This window comes from Flavilitoribacter nigricans DSM 23189 = NBRC 102662 (assembly GCF_002646595.1).
GTDB classification, from domain to species: domain Bacteria; phylum Bacteroidota; class Bacteroidia; order Chitinophagales; family Saprospiraceae; genus Flavilitoribacter; species Flavilitoribacter nigricans.
Genome location: NZ_PDUD01000017.1, coordinates 1 through 17,150 on the forward strand (window position 1 = coordinate 1; position 17,150 = coordinate 17,150).

The 17,150-nt window shown below is 52.3% G+C and carries 10 protein-coding genes; 7 read left to right on the forward strand and 3 right to left on the reverse strand.

The window, feature by feature from the left end; translation table 11 throughout:
* Window positions 1-325 precede the first annotated feature (325 nt).
* From CRP01_RS09270 to CRP01_RS09290, 5 genes are all read left to right on the forward strand, one after another.
* Window positions 326-670, forward strand: a complete 345-nt coding sequence (locus tag CRP01_RS09270; protein WP_099149751.1) for a PadR family transcriptional regulator — start codon at window positions 326-328, stop codon at window positions 668-670.
* Between the two features lie 11 nt (window positions 671-681).
* Window positions 682-3,285, forward strand: a complete 2,604-nt coding sequence (locus CRP01_RS09275; protein WP_099149752.1) for an ABC transporter permease — start codon at window positions 682-684, stop codon at window positions 3,283-3,285.
* 123 nt (window positions 3,286-3,408) lie between these two features.
* Window positions 3,409-4,521, forward strand: coding sequence for a TlpA disulfide reductase family protein (locus tag CRP01_RS09280; protein WP_099149753.1), 1,113 nt, complete (start codon window positions 3,409-3,411; stop codon window positions 4,519-4,521).
* A gap of 94 nt (window positions 4,522-4,615) precedes the next feature.
* On the forward strand, window positions 4,616-7,393 hold the full coding sequence (locus tag CRP01_RS09285; protein ID WP_099149754.1) for a histidine kinase: 2,778 nt from the start codon (window positions 4,616-4,618) through the stop codon (window positions 7,391-7,393).
* A 5-nt stretch (window positions 7,394-7,398) separates the two neighbouring features.
* Window positions 7,399-8,151 (forward strand): LytR/AlgR family response regulator transcription factor, encoded by a 753-nt coding sequence (locus CRP01_RS09290; RefSeq protein WP_099149755.1) that lies wholly within the window; start codon window positions 7,399-7,401, stop codon window positions 8,149-8,151.
* A 36-nt stretch (window positions 8,152-8,187) separates the two neighbouring features.
* Here CRP01_RS09290 and CRP01_RS09295 read toward each other — a convergent pair whose 3' ends face one another.
* Complete coding sequence (locus CRP01_RS09295) at window positions 8,188-9,474, reverse strand: dienelactone hydrolase family protein (RefSeq protein ID WP_185154554.1); 1,287 nt, start codon at window positions 9,472-9,474, stop codon at window positions 8,188-8,190.
* Between the two features lie 66 nt (window positions 9,475-9,540).
* Window positions 9,541-11,466: a hypothetical protein gene (locus tag CRP01_RS09300; RefSeq protein ID WP_099149756.1), complete on the reverse strand. Its 1,926-nt coding sequence runs from the start codon at window positions 11,464-11,466 to the stop codon at window positions 9,541-9,543.
* 94 nt (window positions 11,467-11,560) lie between these two features.
* Here CRP01_RS09300 and CRP01_RS09305 point away from each other — a divergent pair, with 94 nt between their 5' ends.
* Complete coding sequence (locus CRP01_RS09305; protein ID WP_099149757.1) at window positions 11,561-13,216, forward strand: DNA polymerase/3'-5' exonuclease PolX; 1,656 nt, start codon at window positions 11,561-11,563, stop codon at window positions 13,214-13,216.
* 59 nt (window positions 13,217-13,275) lie between these two features.
* Here the strand turns inward: CRP01_RS09305 and CRP01_RS09310 are convergent, their stop codons facing one another.
* Window positions 13,276-13,842 carry a hypothetical protein gene (locus CRP01_RS09310; protein WP_099149758.1) on the reverse strand — a complete coding sequence of 189 codons (567 nt, stop codon included), beginning with the start codon at window positions 13,840-13,842 and terminating at the stop codon, window positions 13,276-13,278.
* 254 nt (window positions 13,843-14,096) lie between these two features.
* On the opposite strand from CRP01_RS09310, the gene secDF reads away from it, so the two are divergent.
* Window positions 14,097-17,150 carry a protein translocase subunit SecDF gene (gene secDF / locus CRP01_RS09315; RefSeq protein WP_233752658.1) on the forward strand — a complete coding sequence of 1,018 codons (3,054 nt, stop codon included), beginning with the start codon at window positions 14,097-14,099 and terminating at the stop codon, window positions 17,148-17,150.

Consider the following 17,150-nt stretch of genomic DNA (forward strand, 5'->3'; position numbering starts at 1 on the left):
TTGCTAAGCCTTTCCGGATCAATACTTAAGGCTTACCAATCTCCTTCGGAGCTTAGCAATCCAGGCTTTTCGGTAAAGGTCCAGTAGTATGATTGACGCCACAGATCATCAGATAAAAACCTGGTAGCTAGATTATTACGCCCTACCATCTCGCTCCCGTTCCCCCTCCCGAAATCTTTCCTCCCCTATCCATTTTCATTCTGGTGACTGGCCTCTGAAATGGCCTCCATTCCGAAATTCCGACCTATTTCTTTCTAAATTGTAGAATAAAAAATTGCATCCAGGGAAATTTTACCCTACATTTGTTCTACAATTTAGAAACAAAATGAAAGAAACACGTCTGGGAGAATTCGAGGAAGTTATTCTTTTACTGGTCGGAATTCTCGGAGAAGATGCCTACGCTTTTAAAATTGCCGAAGAGTTTGAATCGCAAACCGGCCGTTCGGTTTCGATCGGTGCCGTGCATTCCGCACTGAGCCGTTTGGGCGATAAGGGATTCCTGAAATCAGAAATGAAGGAAGGCAATGCCACCCGGGGTGGACGGCGCAAACGCATTTACACCATCTCCGCCAGTGGAGAGCAGACCCTGCGCGAAGCCCGGGATTTCCGGATCTCACTCTGGCAGCAGTACCCACCCCTTTCTACCGGCAATCTGAACCTGGACTTTTAAGCCCTCAGCCTATGTCATCATCCGAACAACAACCGCCCGGGATCGCCCGGAAATTCCTGCGCTGGTTCCTCCGCAACGATCTGGTTGAAGAGGTAGAAGGCGACCTGGAGGAAAAATTCTTTTTAAACCTGGAAAAAGGTTCGGCCTTCAAGGCCCGGCTGAACTATTACTTTCAGGTGCTCAATTACCTGCGGCCTTTTGCCATTCGACGCAACCTATTTTCTCTCATCAACCCGCTGTTTATGATCCGTCACAATTTTCGCCTGAGCTGGAGATTACTCCTGAAAAACAAAGGCTATTCCCTCATCAATATCGGGGGACTGGCCCTCGGAATGGCCGTGGCCATGCTCATTACCCTCTGGATAAAGGATGAAATGAATTACGATCGTTTCCACGACGATCTGGAGCAGTTGTATCAGGTCAAAAGGCACGTCCATTCCGGTAACGAGATCCAAACCTCGGAAACCGTAACCTGGAATATTGCCGGTGAGCTACAGTCGAAATACCCGGAGGTAGAAGGCGTGGCCGTAACGACCCCGCCGCAGGAACTGATCACCCGGATCGGTGAACTTTCCTACCGGGAAAGCGGTCTCTTTGCCACACCTGGTTTTCTGCAGCTGTTTTCCTGGAAAATGATCCAGGGGAAAGCCTCCGATGCCCTAGAGGATCCCGGTTCCATTGTGATCTCCGCTGACCTGGCGGAGAAATATTTCGGTAGTGACTGGCGGGAAACCAACGGAGCGATCGGTCAGGTGATCGAACACGATCTGACCGACGTACCGCCCCTGACCGTAAGCGGGGTATTTGAGGAGATCCCCGATCAATCGTCCATACAGTTTGACTATCTGATCCCCTTTGAGGTCTTTGAACGACGCAATAATTGGATCACCAACTGGAACAATAGTGGGTTTCGGATCTATACCCGTTTGCGGCCCGGCACCGATGCCACAGTCGTAAGCGAGCGAATGCGTGACATGCAGAACGAACACATTGAGGATTTTCGCAGTGACCTCTTTCTGCAATCTTACGCCGATCATCATCTGTACAACATCTTCAAGGACGGGATGCAGGCCGGCGGCCGGATCGAATACGTCCGGATCTTCGGAATCGTCGCCTTCTTTCTGATCCTGATCGCCAGTATCAATTTCATGAATCTGGCCACCGCCCGTTCGGTGCAAAGAGCCAAAGAGATCGGGGTGCGGAAGGCCATCGGGGCCGAACGACGCTTACTGATCAGCCAGTTTATGAGCGAATCCCTCTTTTTGATGACCATTGCATTTGTGCTGGCGGTTGGCCTGGTACTGATCGCTTTACCGGCTTTCAATCAACTGACCGACAAAACGATGGCCATCAGCGATTTTAGCTTCAACACTTTGCTGATCTTCGGCAGCATCGGGCTGCTGACCACTCTGTTGGCCAGTACTTATCCGGCCTTTTATTTATCGTCTTTCAATGCGGTTACGGTCTTAAAAGGCGTTTTCCGTCAGACGGCCGGCACCTCCCGGTTGCGACAGGGGCTGGTGGTCTTTCAATTTGCCATATCCATCCTGCTGATCGCCGGTGCCCTGACCATTCAGCGGCAAATCCAGTATATCCAGTCCAAAAACCTGGGGCTGGACCGGGAAAACGTACTGTACACGGACCTGGAAGGCGAACTTTACCAGCAGTATAATACCGTCAAAGAAGAATTGCAGCGAATGCCGGGCATCGCAGCCGTAACTACTACCAGTTCCAATCCTTTATCCATCGGATCCAATACCCACTCGGTGGAATGGCCCGGCAAAGCCCCTTCCGAACAAATATCCTTTCGCATCATTAGCGTCAATTTCGATTTTCTGGAGGTGATGAAAATGGAACTGGCGGAAGGACGAGATTTTGACGCCCAACTGTCTACCGATACCTTCAACTACCTGGTCAATGAAACTGCCGTTCGCGCCATGGGCCTGGACCAGCCCGTAGATCAGCAATTGAGCTTTTGGGGATCCAGCGGAAAGATCGTGGGCGTAGTCAAGGATTTTCATACCACGTCTCTGTATTCCGAAATTGAACCCACCATCATCTGGCTGCACCCCCGCCGCACCGGATTGCTGCACATCCGGACCGAACCCGGACAGGCGGATGCGGCCATTGCCGGTCTGGAGACCATTCAGAAACGCCTTAACCCGGAATATCCATTGGAATACCGCTTTATGGACGAAAGCTATATGAACGCCTACCGCAGTGAGCAAACGATCGGGCAGTTATCCTACTATTTCACCGGCTTCGCGCTCCTGATCGCCTGCCTGGGACTGATCGGTCTGGCCGTTTATACCGGTCAGCAGCGGCTGAAAGAGATCAGTATCCGGAAGGTAATGGGCGCTTCCATCGGCCAACTGGTGGTGCTTCTTTCAAAAGATTTCCTGCTGTTGATCTTGCTGGCCGTTGTGGTGGCAACACCTTTGGCTTTTATTTTTATGCAGGACTGGCTGAGCAAATTTGAATACCATACCGAATTGAGCGCCGGAATATTTCTGCTGGCCGGCATCGGCACTTTGGTGATCGCCTTGCTGGTCGTTGGTTTCTATGCGATAAAGGTGGCGGTGATCAACCCGATCGAGGCGATAAGGTCCGAATAGCCAGCCTGAGCGGGATAATTCATTACGACCGCTTGTTAAGCCAGGTTCACCAATTGTTCAGTGTGCCTTGATAAAGGAATTTTAGCTCCCTAGTATTGTGAGGAATTAAAATGATCCTTTATTATGAAAATACTGAAATTAGCTTGCCTGCTATTATTAACCGCAGCTCCTTTTGTCCTGACGGCACAAAGTGCGGAAGAAGTGGTTGAACAATACCAAAACAGTCTGGAGAAGATCCAATCACTCGCCTATGACGTCCGGCAACTGGACACCTTCGTAAGCGGCCACGTTTGGGATTACCCCGGACAGGTCGTGTTGATCCGGGAGGAAAACGATCCGGTCCTGGGATTTCATTTCATGGCCTCCAAGGGGGAGATCGAACGGGGCGCGCTGTACGACGGCTCCCGGATGTTTGAATTAAAATTCGAACCCAAAACGTACGAACTGGAATCCCGACCGGGCCCGCATATGATGGGTGCCGCGGCCGCTCAATTGGTCGTTCCCGAAATGATGGCTTATCAGGATACGGTTCAACCCGTGCTTTCGACTGAAAATGAGCTTTACGTGCTCACCTACCATTTTCCCGACCTTACCGAATACGGCGTTGCGGAAAGAAAAAAGGTGATCCAGCTGGATCAGCGGACTTATCTACCGGTGAAAGTAGTGAGCAGCCAGGTTTCCCTGGGGAAAAAACAGGTTATTACCCGGTTTATCAGCAATGTTGAGATCAACAAAGAGCAGCATCTGGAAAAACTGGATAAAACTTTCCTGGAAAACTTCGAACCGGAAGTGCAGGAAGATCGGAAAAATCTGCATCAGGATCTGCTGTCTACAACGGTAAAGGATATAGAATTCCGTGATTTTACCGGCAAATCGGTTTCCCTGCAGGCCAAAAAAGGAAAAGTGATCCTGCTGGATTTCTGGGAAGTCTGGTGTGGCCCCTGCCGGCAATCCATGCCTGAGGTGCAGGCTCTGCACGATCAATACCGCACGGAAGGGCTGGAAGTAATAGCGATATTGATGGATAAGGACAGTCAGGACAGTGCTCAGCTGTTACTGGATAAAAAAGGTTATAATTTTCCCCAACTCGTCGGGAATGAATCTATCCGGGAGTATTTCAAGGTGTTTGCGATCCCTCAATACGTACTGATCGACAAGGAAGGCATCATCCGGCACATTTATACGGGATATGATGATTCCATTGTAGAAAATGTTCAGGAACTTCTGAAGCTGTAACTTTGGCAGTGCAAAGTGGCAGCGAAAGACACCTTTTGCCGCCCGCTTAGGCAACTTAAAACGTCTTTCATAAGACTATCATCGCAATCAATCCATGAGGCAAAGCCTATTTCTTTCCCTGATCCTATGTTTGATAAGCCTGGCGACCCGGGCCCAAAGCATAGCGGAGTATATCAACGGAGGTAAACGTTTAAACCTGGAGTGGGTTCAGCAAAAGACCACCCGGGAGAAAGCGACCGATTATCCTGTATTTCCGGACCAGTTCCAGCGGGAAGATTGGGAAGTGCGGATCGGATTGCAGTTTTACCTTGGAAATGATGACCGGATAAAGGGCACGATTGAATCCGTCAGTTTCATCAAATTTCCGGACGCAGAGGAAGGTGCGGACGAACCCCTGATCACCGACACCCGTTTTCAGGAGAAATATCCCGCTGCTTACTCCATTGTTTTTGATCAGTGGACCGGAATAACTTTTGCGGCAGACGGAAATGCGGATTCTTTTGCGGAGCTTCAGAAGGACGTACAACTCAAGCTGGATCAGGAGGTCTCAGGCAATCAGGATTTGCATTCCGAACTGCAATCCCTGGCATTACCCGAAGCACTACAGGCCGGGCATTGGTCCCATTTCATCAGCACCCTTTTAGCCAGCGACCTGCCGGAGGAAGAATTCTATTTCCCCCTGCTTACGAAAAAGAACGGACGGCAATGGCTTTGTGATTTTTTCCAGGTTGACCATCCCCCCAAGACCACCGTACTGGAAGGCAGCATCCGGAATCAGGTCACTACCGAGGTACGGCTGAAATACCATAAGGAAGGTGACTGGCTGAACTTCTGGCAGGATTCAGTGGTTGTGCTGGATCAAAACGGTCATTTTAAGATCTCCATTCCAATGGATCAGGCCCGGACCGTGAATATTTCCCACGGCTACCAGACCATGCGCTTTTATCTGGAGCCCGGTGATCATTTGGACTTTAGCACGGACGGAAACGCCTTTTACCAGCAAATGGAATTCACGGGAAGCAGTGTTGCCCACCAACAATTCTTACTGGATTTTTACCATGAGATGCGGGGGGATTCCTTATTCCGTTCCTATGATCACCAGCTTTTGCAGGAACAACAAGGCTCTTTTCTGACCAGGATGCTGCAAAAGGAAATCCGGGAATTGGAATTTCTTCAACTTAGAACGCATCAGCTTTCTCCGGGTTTTCAATCCTACATGGATCGATCGATCCGCTTTAATTACGCCAATATTATCTGGGAGGCCGCCTATCGGTTTCATGTTGCCGGGAAAGAACCCCTGGAGGCCGAATTTGCCCAGCAGGCAGCGCAGCGCAGGCCCCTACTCTATCGCCTTCCACCCGGTAAAACATTCGATTTTTTCGTTGAAGAATATCTTCATTTTCAAATGACCCGTCTTAAAGACCTCGGATTGGATCTCCGGTGGTCATTTGATCATTACAACAGTTTTGCCAAACTGGTGCTTCCCCCGGAAACTCTGGTTCGGCACAGCGCCATGATGCTTTTTCGAAATTATTCCAATGAAACGGGAATATCGGAGGATCTCCTGCCGCTGTTGGATGAATTGATCGAACGGTGTAATGATCCAAAATGGCGCAGTGAACTTTCGGCCTTTACCCGCCCGGGAGCGGAAGGAGATGCTATGGCCCATCCGATCCGACTGCTTCCGCTCAACAAAATGGCTCCCGACTGGAGTTTTACCGACAAAGAAGGGATTAAAGTAAGCCTGAAAGACTTTAAAGGTCGCAAAGTGTTGTTGCATATCGGTTGGAGTCAAAATCTGGAGGCCGCCTTGAGCGACATCGCCTATTTAAAAAAGGAACAGACTGAACTTCCCGCTGTAGTTCACCTGCTGTTGGCACCTCAACAGGAAGATTTCCAAAATGCCGTACAAAACCGTGAAGGATTATTCATTCATGTGCCCGCTCAAGAAATGCAGGGCTTGCGGGAAAACTATCGCGTAGACAATACCAGCAATCATTATAACCTACTGGATGAGACCGGTAAGGTAATTGCCAATAATTACGACCTGGGTACGCCGACCAAGATGCGCAGTACCTGGGCCAGAATACAACCCCTGGTTGTATCGGCCGCATGGGGGCCCGAGCAATGGCTGGCCTTCTGGAAACGGTTGGGTATCATCGCCCTCGCTCTTTTGCTGGTTACGCTGGTCTATCTATGGCGACGGCGCGTGCAGGAGCTCCGGGATCTGCGCCAGCGCCAATTACTGGAGTTTGAATTGAAAGGGATCCGGGCGCAAATGAATCCGCATTTTCTGTTTAATGCCATGAGTACCATTCAAAATCTTATCCGTACCAACCGACAGGAGAAAGCTGATCTCTATCTAAGTCAGTTCGCCGGTCTTATGCGCCGCATCCTCCGCCATACCGCCGAAGAATATATTCCGCTTTCCGAAGAGATAGCCACTTTGGAGCAGTATTGTAGCCTTGAGGCCCTGAGACATCCATTTGATTATGAATTCTCAATAGACCCGGAAATCGATCCCCACAATACGTATATTCCCGGTATGATCCTGCAGCCACTCCTTGAAAATGCGATCATTCACGGCCTTTTACCCCAAAAGGGCGATCGCCTCCTTGCGGTGGATCTGCAGGTTCATCCAAATGGTTTGGCCTGCACAGTGATCGATAACGGGATTGGGATCCATCAGGCGAAAGCGAACCGACCACACCGATCCGGCGATAGGGAAAGCCGGGGAATTGAACTGGTCCGGCAACGTCTGGCGCTTCTTTCCGATAAGGGCGCTCCGGGCCTCCGGCTACAGGATCGTTCCACCCTTTCCCCACCCAAGTCAGGCACCCGGATAGACCTGATCATTCCGATAGAACATTAAAGCCCATGGTCAAAGCAATAATTGTAGAAGACGAAGCGAATAATCGGGAGAATCTGCGACTGGCCCTCGCCAGTTATTGCCCGGAGGTAGAAGTTATTGGGGAAGCGGATTCAGCGCTCACCGCACTGGATCTGATCCGGAATACTTCCCCTGAGCTGGTTTTTCTGGACATTGCCATGCCCCTCGGCAGTGGATTTGATCTGCTGGAGAGCCTGCCCGAAATCAGGTTCGATATCATTTTTGTCACGGCCTACGATCAGTATGCCCTGCGCGCCATAAAATTTGCGGCCGTAGATTATCTATTGAAGCCCATCAATGTATTGGAGTTGAAAAAAGCGGTAGGTCGGGTACTGGTCAAACGGGAAAATACCAAAGAGAACGAACGACTGGCCGTGCTGTTGCACAATCTGCAAAAGCAGGACCAGAAGATAGCGCTTCCTCAGTCGGACCATATCGCCTTCGTACCGGTCAATTCCATTATCCGCTGCCGGGGAGACCGCAATTACACCCACTTTTATTTCAAGGACGGTACCACCTTACTGGTTTCCCGAACCTTAAAGGAATTTACGGATCTATTGGAGGGCAATCAGTTTTACCGGGTCCATCAGTCCCACCTGGTCAACCTGGATTGCATCCGAAAGTACAGCAAAAGGGATGGCGGCACCCTGATCACCACCGATAATGAAAAGATCCCCGTGGCCCGGGCCCGTAAAGATCAGTTACTGGCGATTTGCCGGGAGCGGTGGGGCATGAGTTAATGAATTGGTGATTTAACAGCTCATCCAATCATCTTGTTATGCATTTAACCACTGATCCCACCAGTCAAAAGCATCCGCCTGCATGGCCAGATCAAATTTGTGCTCGCCTTCGTAAAAATTACCCCGATAGCGATCCGCTGCTTTCGCTTTGGCGAATACCTCGCGCAGCATGCCGTCGGCGCGCTGCATTTCCTCGAGGGTAAATAGCTGATCCTGATTGTTGTTCAGGGTCATGGTGGGAAGTGGCGTGCGCAGACCGAGCACTTCCGGAAAGTCCAGATAATTGGGCAGGATGGGAATGTAGGCCATCCAGGTATGGGTAAAAGATTTGTAGAGCAGCAGATCGCGCCAGGTCGTCATAAAGCCCACGCAGACGGCGCATTGAATACGATCATCCAGACCCGCCAGGTAGGCCGTTCGCAGTCCTCCGCCGGACAGGCCGCCGCAGCCAACGCGTTCTTCATCCACTTCCGGGCGGGCGCAGAGGACATCCAGGGCGCGCTGATCCTCCCGGAGGAATACCCCCGGCCAGGTGGTCCCGCCGCAGAAGAGCGATTTGGCCATAATGTGTTCGTGGTGACCGGCCCATTCGTTGTAGACATCGATGTTTTCCTGCTTTTCCGGGTTCTCGTCGCTTAGATCGTCGGTACGCCAGGGCCCCCAACTGAAACCGGCGACATCCTGATAAAGGACCCGGCGACTGCCAAAGGTGAAATTATCCGGTACCAACACCACGTAACCGCGTTTGGCCAGTTCATTCGCCCAGGCTTTTCCTTCGTAATAATGGGTTTGGTGTTCACTCATCATCGGATGCTGATCATTGCCCGTTTTCGTAATCTTGCGTTTGGCAAAATACTTATTGCCGCCGTGATCGTGCAGTCCGAGTACGCCGGGTAGCGGCCCGGTAGCCCCGGCCGGTTTCAAGAGGATAGCTTCAGTAGGCCGGCCGTACGGCAGTTGCCAGCTCAGTTCCTCAATATCCAGTCCGTCGTAAGTATATTTCCGCTTTACCGTAACCTGCGGCTGGGCACCGATATCCGGTGCGCCCAGGTAGGTATGTACGGTTTTCAGTCCCTTTTTTCTCCAGGATTTCAGGCCTTTGCTATCCGGACGTCGGTAGGATAAAGCGGGTGGATCAGCGGGCAAATTTGCGGCCCAGGGGCCATACTGCCCGATCAAACTCTGGGTAGGATCAGCGATTGGGTTCACGGTGCTTTTTTCTGGGTTAGGGAAATTGGGATACGGAAAACCGGCAGCCGGTAGTACCGCAAGGGCGGAGGCGGAGGTTTTCAGGAATTTGCGACGGGAGTTTTTACGGCTCATATAAGGAAGTTCTGATGCTGTGATGCTAATATAATCACCGCATCGCAGCATCAGGACATTGTCGCCTTATTTATTTCCATCTACACTGTCATTCACATCGCCGAGCTTAATGGCCAGTACCTGTACATCCTGCAGATCGGCTATATTGCCGGAACTGATACTCACCGGTGGCGCCGGATTCCAGGGGTCTTCCGGATCGGAAAAGCTGAAATCGTCGGGCAGGAAAGTCCAGGACCGGATACCCGGACCAAATTCCGTTTCGATCGCCAGGATGACCCGTCGCATAGCGATAATATCCAAAGCGCTGATACTACCCGAAAGATTGACATCCGCCGCCAGCAGGCGATAGGGGCCCGTGAGGTCGGTCAGACTGAGAATATGCCGCTGGATGGCGATGATATCCGCTCCGCTCACGCCGTTGCTCGCGGTAGTATTTTTACTGAAACTTAGGGTGTAAGTATTAGCCGCTCCGACATTGTTAAAGATAAAGGTACCGTCTGCAGCCGAGGTCACTTTCAGACTGTTGCCGTCCAGGTCCAGGGTCACCTCTACCCCACCGACCGGCGTCTTTTCGAAATAGGTCAGTATCGTACCGGTGACTACCTGCGGTTGGGAGTCGGCCAGTCCGCCCAACTCCATCGCATCGGTCCCGAGCGGGTCCAGCCAGTCCATCAGCCGGGTATCGGGCGTGCCACCGCCGGTCCAGGCCAGACCGAGCCGACCGAACCAGGCCTGGCTGAATTCGCAGCCTTCCAGATCCGGATTCCCTCCGTTGAGGTGGCCCACCATTTGTCCCTTTTTATTGAGCAGAGCCGCACCGGAAGAGCCCACTTCGTAATTGCCCTCCGTGAAATCGACATCGTAGTGATGATCCCGCGGGGTGGTGACATCATTGTTCCAAAATATCGGCCCTCCGAAAATAGATCCCTGGATCGTGGAGCGGGAAATTTTCTGCACATCGCCCCGGGGATGGTGGAACATATAGCTGGTATCCGGCGGTGGTGCCTGCCGGTTCCAGCCCAGATAATGGGGCGAAAAGTTGGAAGGTACCTCCTGATCCAGTTCCAGCAACAGGAAATCGTTTTCCCGTCGTCCGGCCCGGAAGGTACTACCCGTCAGCGAATAATACAGCGGCTCGTTCACCGCCGGAGCGCATCCGGCTACCCGGTACTGGAAATCGAATCGCCACAGACCAAAGATCGGCGTGTAACCGTCCATGCAGTGGAAGCCGGTATAGATATAAGGTGTGCCATCCTCAGCCGTATTGTTGATCAGGTTCCCGGTACAATAGCCGGAACCTTCCTCCACCACCACGATGATCCGGCAACTACTGCCTTTCAGGTCGGCAACAGGATCAGCCAGTTCACAATCCGCCCCGATATGACAATCCAGTGATGCCCCGAAACCAAAATCGCGGCCGGCGGTCTGCTCCGAACGGGCCACCGGCTTGTAGGCGTGGTCGATCCGGTCGATCCGGAAATACCCCTGCCCGCGCACGGCGGCCGGTTCCAGGTATTCGATCACGGCCTCATCGCCGTAGAGCAGCCCGGTCATCAGTCGGCCTTCAGCGGTGATGTCCGCCGCAGTGTACGGCCCCAGCACCTGTTGCCCGTCGGGTGCATACATGTACAGTTCCGCGCCGGCCGGCAGGGAAAGGTCCCGGTAGAAGGCGATCAGGGCTTTGGCCGCGCGGCTCCGTACGTAGAGCCGCCAGACCCGGTCGCCGTTGGGCAGATCGGTCCAGGTACCGGCATTATCCGGCCTGAAATCTACCGCCAGGGGGGCAGCAAAGCGGATGCCCGGCCCCTGAGCGTCCTCGTCCAGTACCTTTTGCAGGTCCAGATCCGGCAGCGATCTTCGCTGGTCCTGTAGATCGGGAAATAAATTTTGTTTCTCGGATGTAAGTGAAGGAGGTGTTCCTCCGGTTGGGATCTGGGCCCGCAGCCCGATGGCGCTCAGTAGCAGCAGTGCCAGAAGTGTCGTTATTCTCATGGGATATACTTTGTTTTTGGGAAGAAGTCTCGCAAAATTAATTCCTTAAAGATAGAAACTGTAATTTTGGCGTCCAAAATGATTTCAACACCGCATGACCAATAAAGAAATTGCCAAAACATTCCAGCTCCTGGGCAACATTATGGAGCTGCACGGCGAGAATCCCTACAAGATCCGCTCTTACCAGAATGCCTACATCAACCTGAGAAAGCTGGACCGGCCGCTCAGCGAAATGAGCGACGAGGAGATCGAAAGTCTCAAAGGAGTGGGAAAAGCCATCAGCGGAAAGATCCGTGAACTGCTGGATAACGGCAAAATGGCCACGCTGGAAAAATACCGGGAGCAAACTCCGGAAGGCGTCGAAGAAATGCTCCACATCAAAGGTTTCGGCCCCAAAAAGATCCGGGTGATCTGGAAAGAACTGGGGGCGGAGACCATCGGGGAACTGCTGTACGCCGTCAACGAAAATCGCCTGATCGAACTCAAGGGATTCGGTAAAAAAACCCAGGATCAACTCAAAGAACAACTCGAATACTACCAGCGCACCAAACACCAGTTCCACTTCGCGGCCCTCGAAGCGGCGGGACGGGAACTGATCACCGACCTGCAAGCAGCCTTCCCGGATACCCGGTTGGAAACCTGCGGAGCCACCCGTCGTCACGCCAATGTACTGGACGCCATCAATATCCTGATCGGGACCGAAACCGATCTGACGGAGGGGCTGAAAAGTGCCGGGCTGGAAGCCATCCGGCAGGACGCCGGACATTACACGGCAACTACCGCAGCGGGCATTCCCGTGCGCATCTTCACCTGCGCCCCGGCAGCATTCGGCTCCAAATTATTCCGTTACACGGCATCCGACGATTTTCTGCAGGCTTTTGTTGAAGCTTTTCCCGGTCTGGATTTTAAGGGCTTGGCGGAAGAAACGGCGGTTTTCGAACGGGCCGGAATTCCCTACATCCAGCCGGAATTGCGGGAACAGGGCTGGGCGCTGGAACTGGCCAAAACGAACGAGCTGCCCGTGCTGGTGGAAGAACAGGATATCAAAGGCGTGGTACACAGCCACACCAAGTGGAGTGACGGTTTGCATACCTTAAGGGAGATGGTTGAATACGCCCGCGATCAGGGCTATGACTACATCGCCATTACCGACCACTCGAAAGCGGCCTTTTACGCCAACGGCCTTCAGCCCGAGCGGGTACTGGCCCAGATGGCGGAGATCGATGCGCTGAACCAGGAAATGGCCCCTTTCCGCATCTTTAAAGGCATTGAAAGTGATATTCTGAACGACGGCTCCCTGGATTATCCGGAGGAGATCCTGCAGCAATTCGATGTGATCATTGCTTCGGTCCACACCAATCTGCGGATGGATGAGGACAAAGCCACCCAGCGGCTGCTCACGGCGATCGAAAACCCGTATACTTCCATCCTGGGCCACCCGACCGGTCGTTTGCTGCTGTCCCGCAAAGGTTACCCGATTGACCACAAGGCCGTCATTGACGCCTGTGCCGCCAACGGTGTGGCCATTGAACTCAATGCCAACCCCTACCGTCTCGACCTGGACTGGACCTGGATCCCCTACGCGCTGGAAAAGGGCGTACCGATCAGTATCAATCCGGACGCCCACTCCCGGGAAGGGATCCACGACATTCATTACGGCGTACTATCGGCCCGGAAAGGCGGCCTGACGGCGGCGCAATGTCTGAACGCCCGCTCCGCGGAGGACTTTCTGGCCTATTGTAAGAAATAAGCGTTAAAGGCCGGTATCCTCAGGATCATGACCGGTGGAATTTCCGGTATCGAAGGAAGCTATTCCACAATGATCGGAAATTCCAACGTCTCCACGTCTACGATCCCGCTACCACAGGGGTCGGCGGCCTCCTTATCCGGTTGGTGTCGCAGGGTGATTTGGAGCGTTCCGGTACCGACCTCGGTCGGATTAAAGAAGCTTTCACGACCGACCGGGTTCCCATTATCATCAAAATCCTGGATCAGGGGTGCGGGTACGATGCCGCTCGTAGCGAAGCAGATCTGGTGTTCTTTATCTTCATAACGGACCTGCCGGTTGATGCTGACGTCCCCTTCCGAGGCCAGGTCATCGTAAAACAATACCAGCAGACGATAAGCTTTTTCAACTTCAAGTCGGATGGTATCCACGGTGGCGGGCACCGCTCCCGGACCGTCCGGGTCGAAGTATTCACCATTTACATTGGTGGCGGGAACTTCACTGTCGTGGAAGTTGAGATAGACGGTAGTAATGCGTTCGGGTTCGTTGACCGGCGTGTCCGCCGCTTCGCGTTTACAGGAGAGGAAAGTAAGCACGCCGCAGATCAGTAAAGTGATCGGAGCGTTTAGAGCGCTGAATCTGGTTTTCATTTTGAGACTTAAAAGGTTAGGAAAGCGCAGTATCCCTCTTAAAATAAACAAAATTTGCATTTTTTCAAAAAAGGGGTCGCAAATGCTATTAATATGGCAAAAGACGTATATTTGCGAAGTTTTTCCAAGAGGGTATCAATGGATATCCATATTGGAAAGACGTGATTTATTTTTTAACGCTTTTTTTCTAATTTATTTAATTAATCTTTTGTGTTATGCAAGGTAAAGGAGTTGTAAAATTCTTCCTTGTGGTAATGGCACTGGTAACATTAGTCCAGTATCTGTTTATACTTCCTACCCGAAAGGTGGAGAAGGCAGCGGATGCGTACGCAATGTCAGCGACCAATACCATTCAGGATGAATCGGAACGACGGGCCGCTTACAAGACACAGTATTCGGAGTACCTCGACTCGATGTCTTCCGAAGAAATCTTTAAGATCCCGTTATTGAAGAGCTACACCTATCAGGAGCTCAAATCACAGCAATTGGCACTAGGCCTCGACCTTAAAGGAGGAATGAGTGTCGTCCTACAAGTAGATTTAAGGGAGTTTATTCGATCCCTCGCCTCTAGTTCAAAAGATCCAACATTAGAAGAAGCGTTAGAAAATGCCGCACAGGCACAAAAAAGTACTGAATCTGATTTCGTAACCCTTTTCGCCGATGCCTGGCGGGACGCCGCTGCCGGTACAGACAAGAAGCTGGCGCCGATCTTCCAGCGCAACGAAGCACTGCGGGACGAGATCAATTACAATACAACCGATTCGGAAGTGATCGCCATCCTGCGCCAGAAGGCCGACGAGACGGTGGACCTCACTTTCAACCTGCTTAAAGAACGTATTGACCGGCTGGGGGTAGCTCAGCCCAACGTATCACTGGATAACGAACGTGACCTGATCCTGGTAGAACTGCCGGGTATTGATAACCCGGAACGCGCCCGTAGCTTCCTGTCGGCAACGGCAGAACTGGCGTTCTGGAACGTATACGGAATTGACGATGCTGCGCCCATGCAGGCGCTGGTAGACGCCAACACCAAACTGGCTGAAACCGAGGATGTGGAACTGATCTCCCAAATGCAGTACGATACGATCTACGTAACGGACAGCCTGGGTAACGCAACCGCAGAGGTAGAAAGAATTGACTCTACTCCGGTGAGCAATCCGTTCAACCAGGGACCGCTGTTCGGCCTGCTGACGCCTAATACTTCCGGCCAGTACGGCCGTGCGGTACTGGCAACTGCTGAACGCAACAAGATGCGTCAGATCAATGAATACCTGGGCCGCGAAGATATTGCGGCGCTGTTCCCGACCGACATGAGATTCCTGTGGTCCAAAGACCCGATCAAACTGGAAGGTCAGGAAAGCGATCTCTACGAACTGTACGGTATCAAAGTAAGCCGGACCGGCGAAGCACCGCTGACCGGTGAGCACGTTACTACGGCTTCCGCCCAACCGGATCCGCAAACCAACCAGGTAGCGGTATCCCTGAAAATGGATAATACCGGTGCCCGTATCTGGGGTGACCTGACCACTCAGGCCGCTCAGGATCAGAACCGGGAGATCGCCATCGTACTGGACGATCAGGTGGTATCCGCACCGCGGGTAATCAACCCGATCACGACGGGTGACTCACAGATCACCGGTGATTTCTCCATTCAGGAAGCTAATGACCTCGCCAATATCCTGCAGGTAGGACGCCTACCGGCCAAAACGCAGATCATCCAGGAATCCCTGGTTGGTCCGTCCCTCGGTCAGGATAACATCAATAAAAGTATCACGGCCCTGCTGGTAGGTATTGCCCTGCTGCTGGCTTTCATGATCTTCTATTACGGTGGTGGTGGTGTCGTAGCGATCATCGCGCTGTTGCTGAACCTGTTCTTCGTATTCGGTGCCCTGGCCTCTATCGGTACGGTACTGACCCTGCCGGGTGTAGCCGGTGTGATCCTGACGATCGGTATGGCGGTGGACGCCAACGTGATCATCTTCGAACGGATCCGGGAAGAACTGCGGGAAGGCAAATCCATGATGATGGCGATCGGAGACGGTTTCAAGAACTCTTATTCGGCGATCATTGACGCCAACGTGACGACCATTCTTACCGCGATGGTACTGGCCTACTTCGGCCTCGGACCGATCAAAGGTTTCGCAGTGGTTCTGATCATTGGTGTGCTTTCGTCGCTGTTTACTGCAGTTCTGGTAGGTCGCCTGATGATCGATAGCTGGACGAAGAGCGGTCGTACGATCTCCTTCTGGACCAAAGCTACCGAGAACGCTTTCGCCAATATGAAAGTGGACTGGATGAGCAAGCGCCGGATCGCCTACATGATCAGTGGTACGGTGATCGTACTGGGTCTGATCGCCATGATGACCCGTGGCTTCGATCTGGGTGTAGACTTCAAAGGTGGATACTCTTACAACGTGACCTTCGCCGAAGGCCAGGAAGTATCTTCCGACGAACTGCGCGACGCACTGACTCCGGTATTTGACGGACAGACACCAACTGTGAAAGCAGTTGATACCTATAATACTTACAACGTAATCACGGATTATCTGATCGGTGAAGAAGAGGTAGAAGGAGAAGATGCTTCTCCGGCCGACCGCGTCATGGAGCAACTCTATGCCGGTGTCAATTCCATCACCAGCGATAATCTGGTACTGGACAACTTCAAGAACCCGGACGGAACCGGTACGCACGTTACCGCATCCACCAAAGTAGGTCCGACCATTGCGGATGATATCAAACGTAGTGCTTTCTACGCCGGTATCTTCGCACTGTTGCTGATCTTCCTGTACATCTTCCTGCGATTCAGCAAGTGGCAGTACAGTTTGGGTGCCGTTGCGGCCCTGTTCCACGATACCTTGATCACCATGGGTATCTTCGCCATGTTCCACGGTATTTTCCCATTCTCTATGGAGATCGACCAGGCATTCATCGCGGCTATTCTGACGGTGATCGGTTACTCCATCAACGATACGGTGATCGTATTTGACCGTATCCGGGAATACCTGAATAACTACGCGAAGCAATCCAAAATGGCTACGATCAACGCCGCGATCAACAGCACGGTGAGCCGGACGGTTATCACCTCGCTGACTACCCTGTTCATGGTAGCAGTACTGTTCGTATTCGGTGGTAGCAGTATCAAAGGTTTTGCCTTTGCTATTCTGATCGGTATCCTGGTGGGTACTTACTCTTCCATTTTTATCGCTACGCCGATCATGGCGGACCTTACCGGTGAGCTGGAAGCGAAAGAAAAGAAGAGCTCCGACAAGAAGGGCAGCTTTTCCAAAGCCGCTCAGGTAACGAAGTAA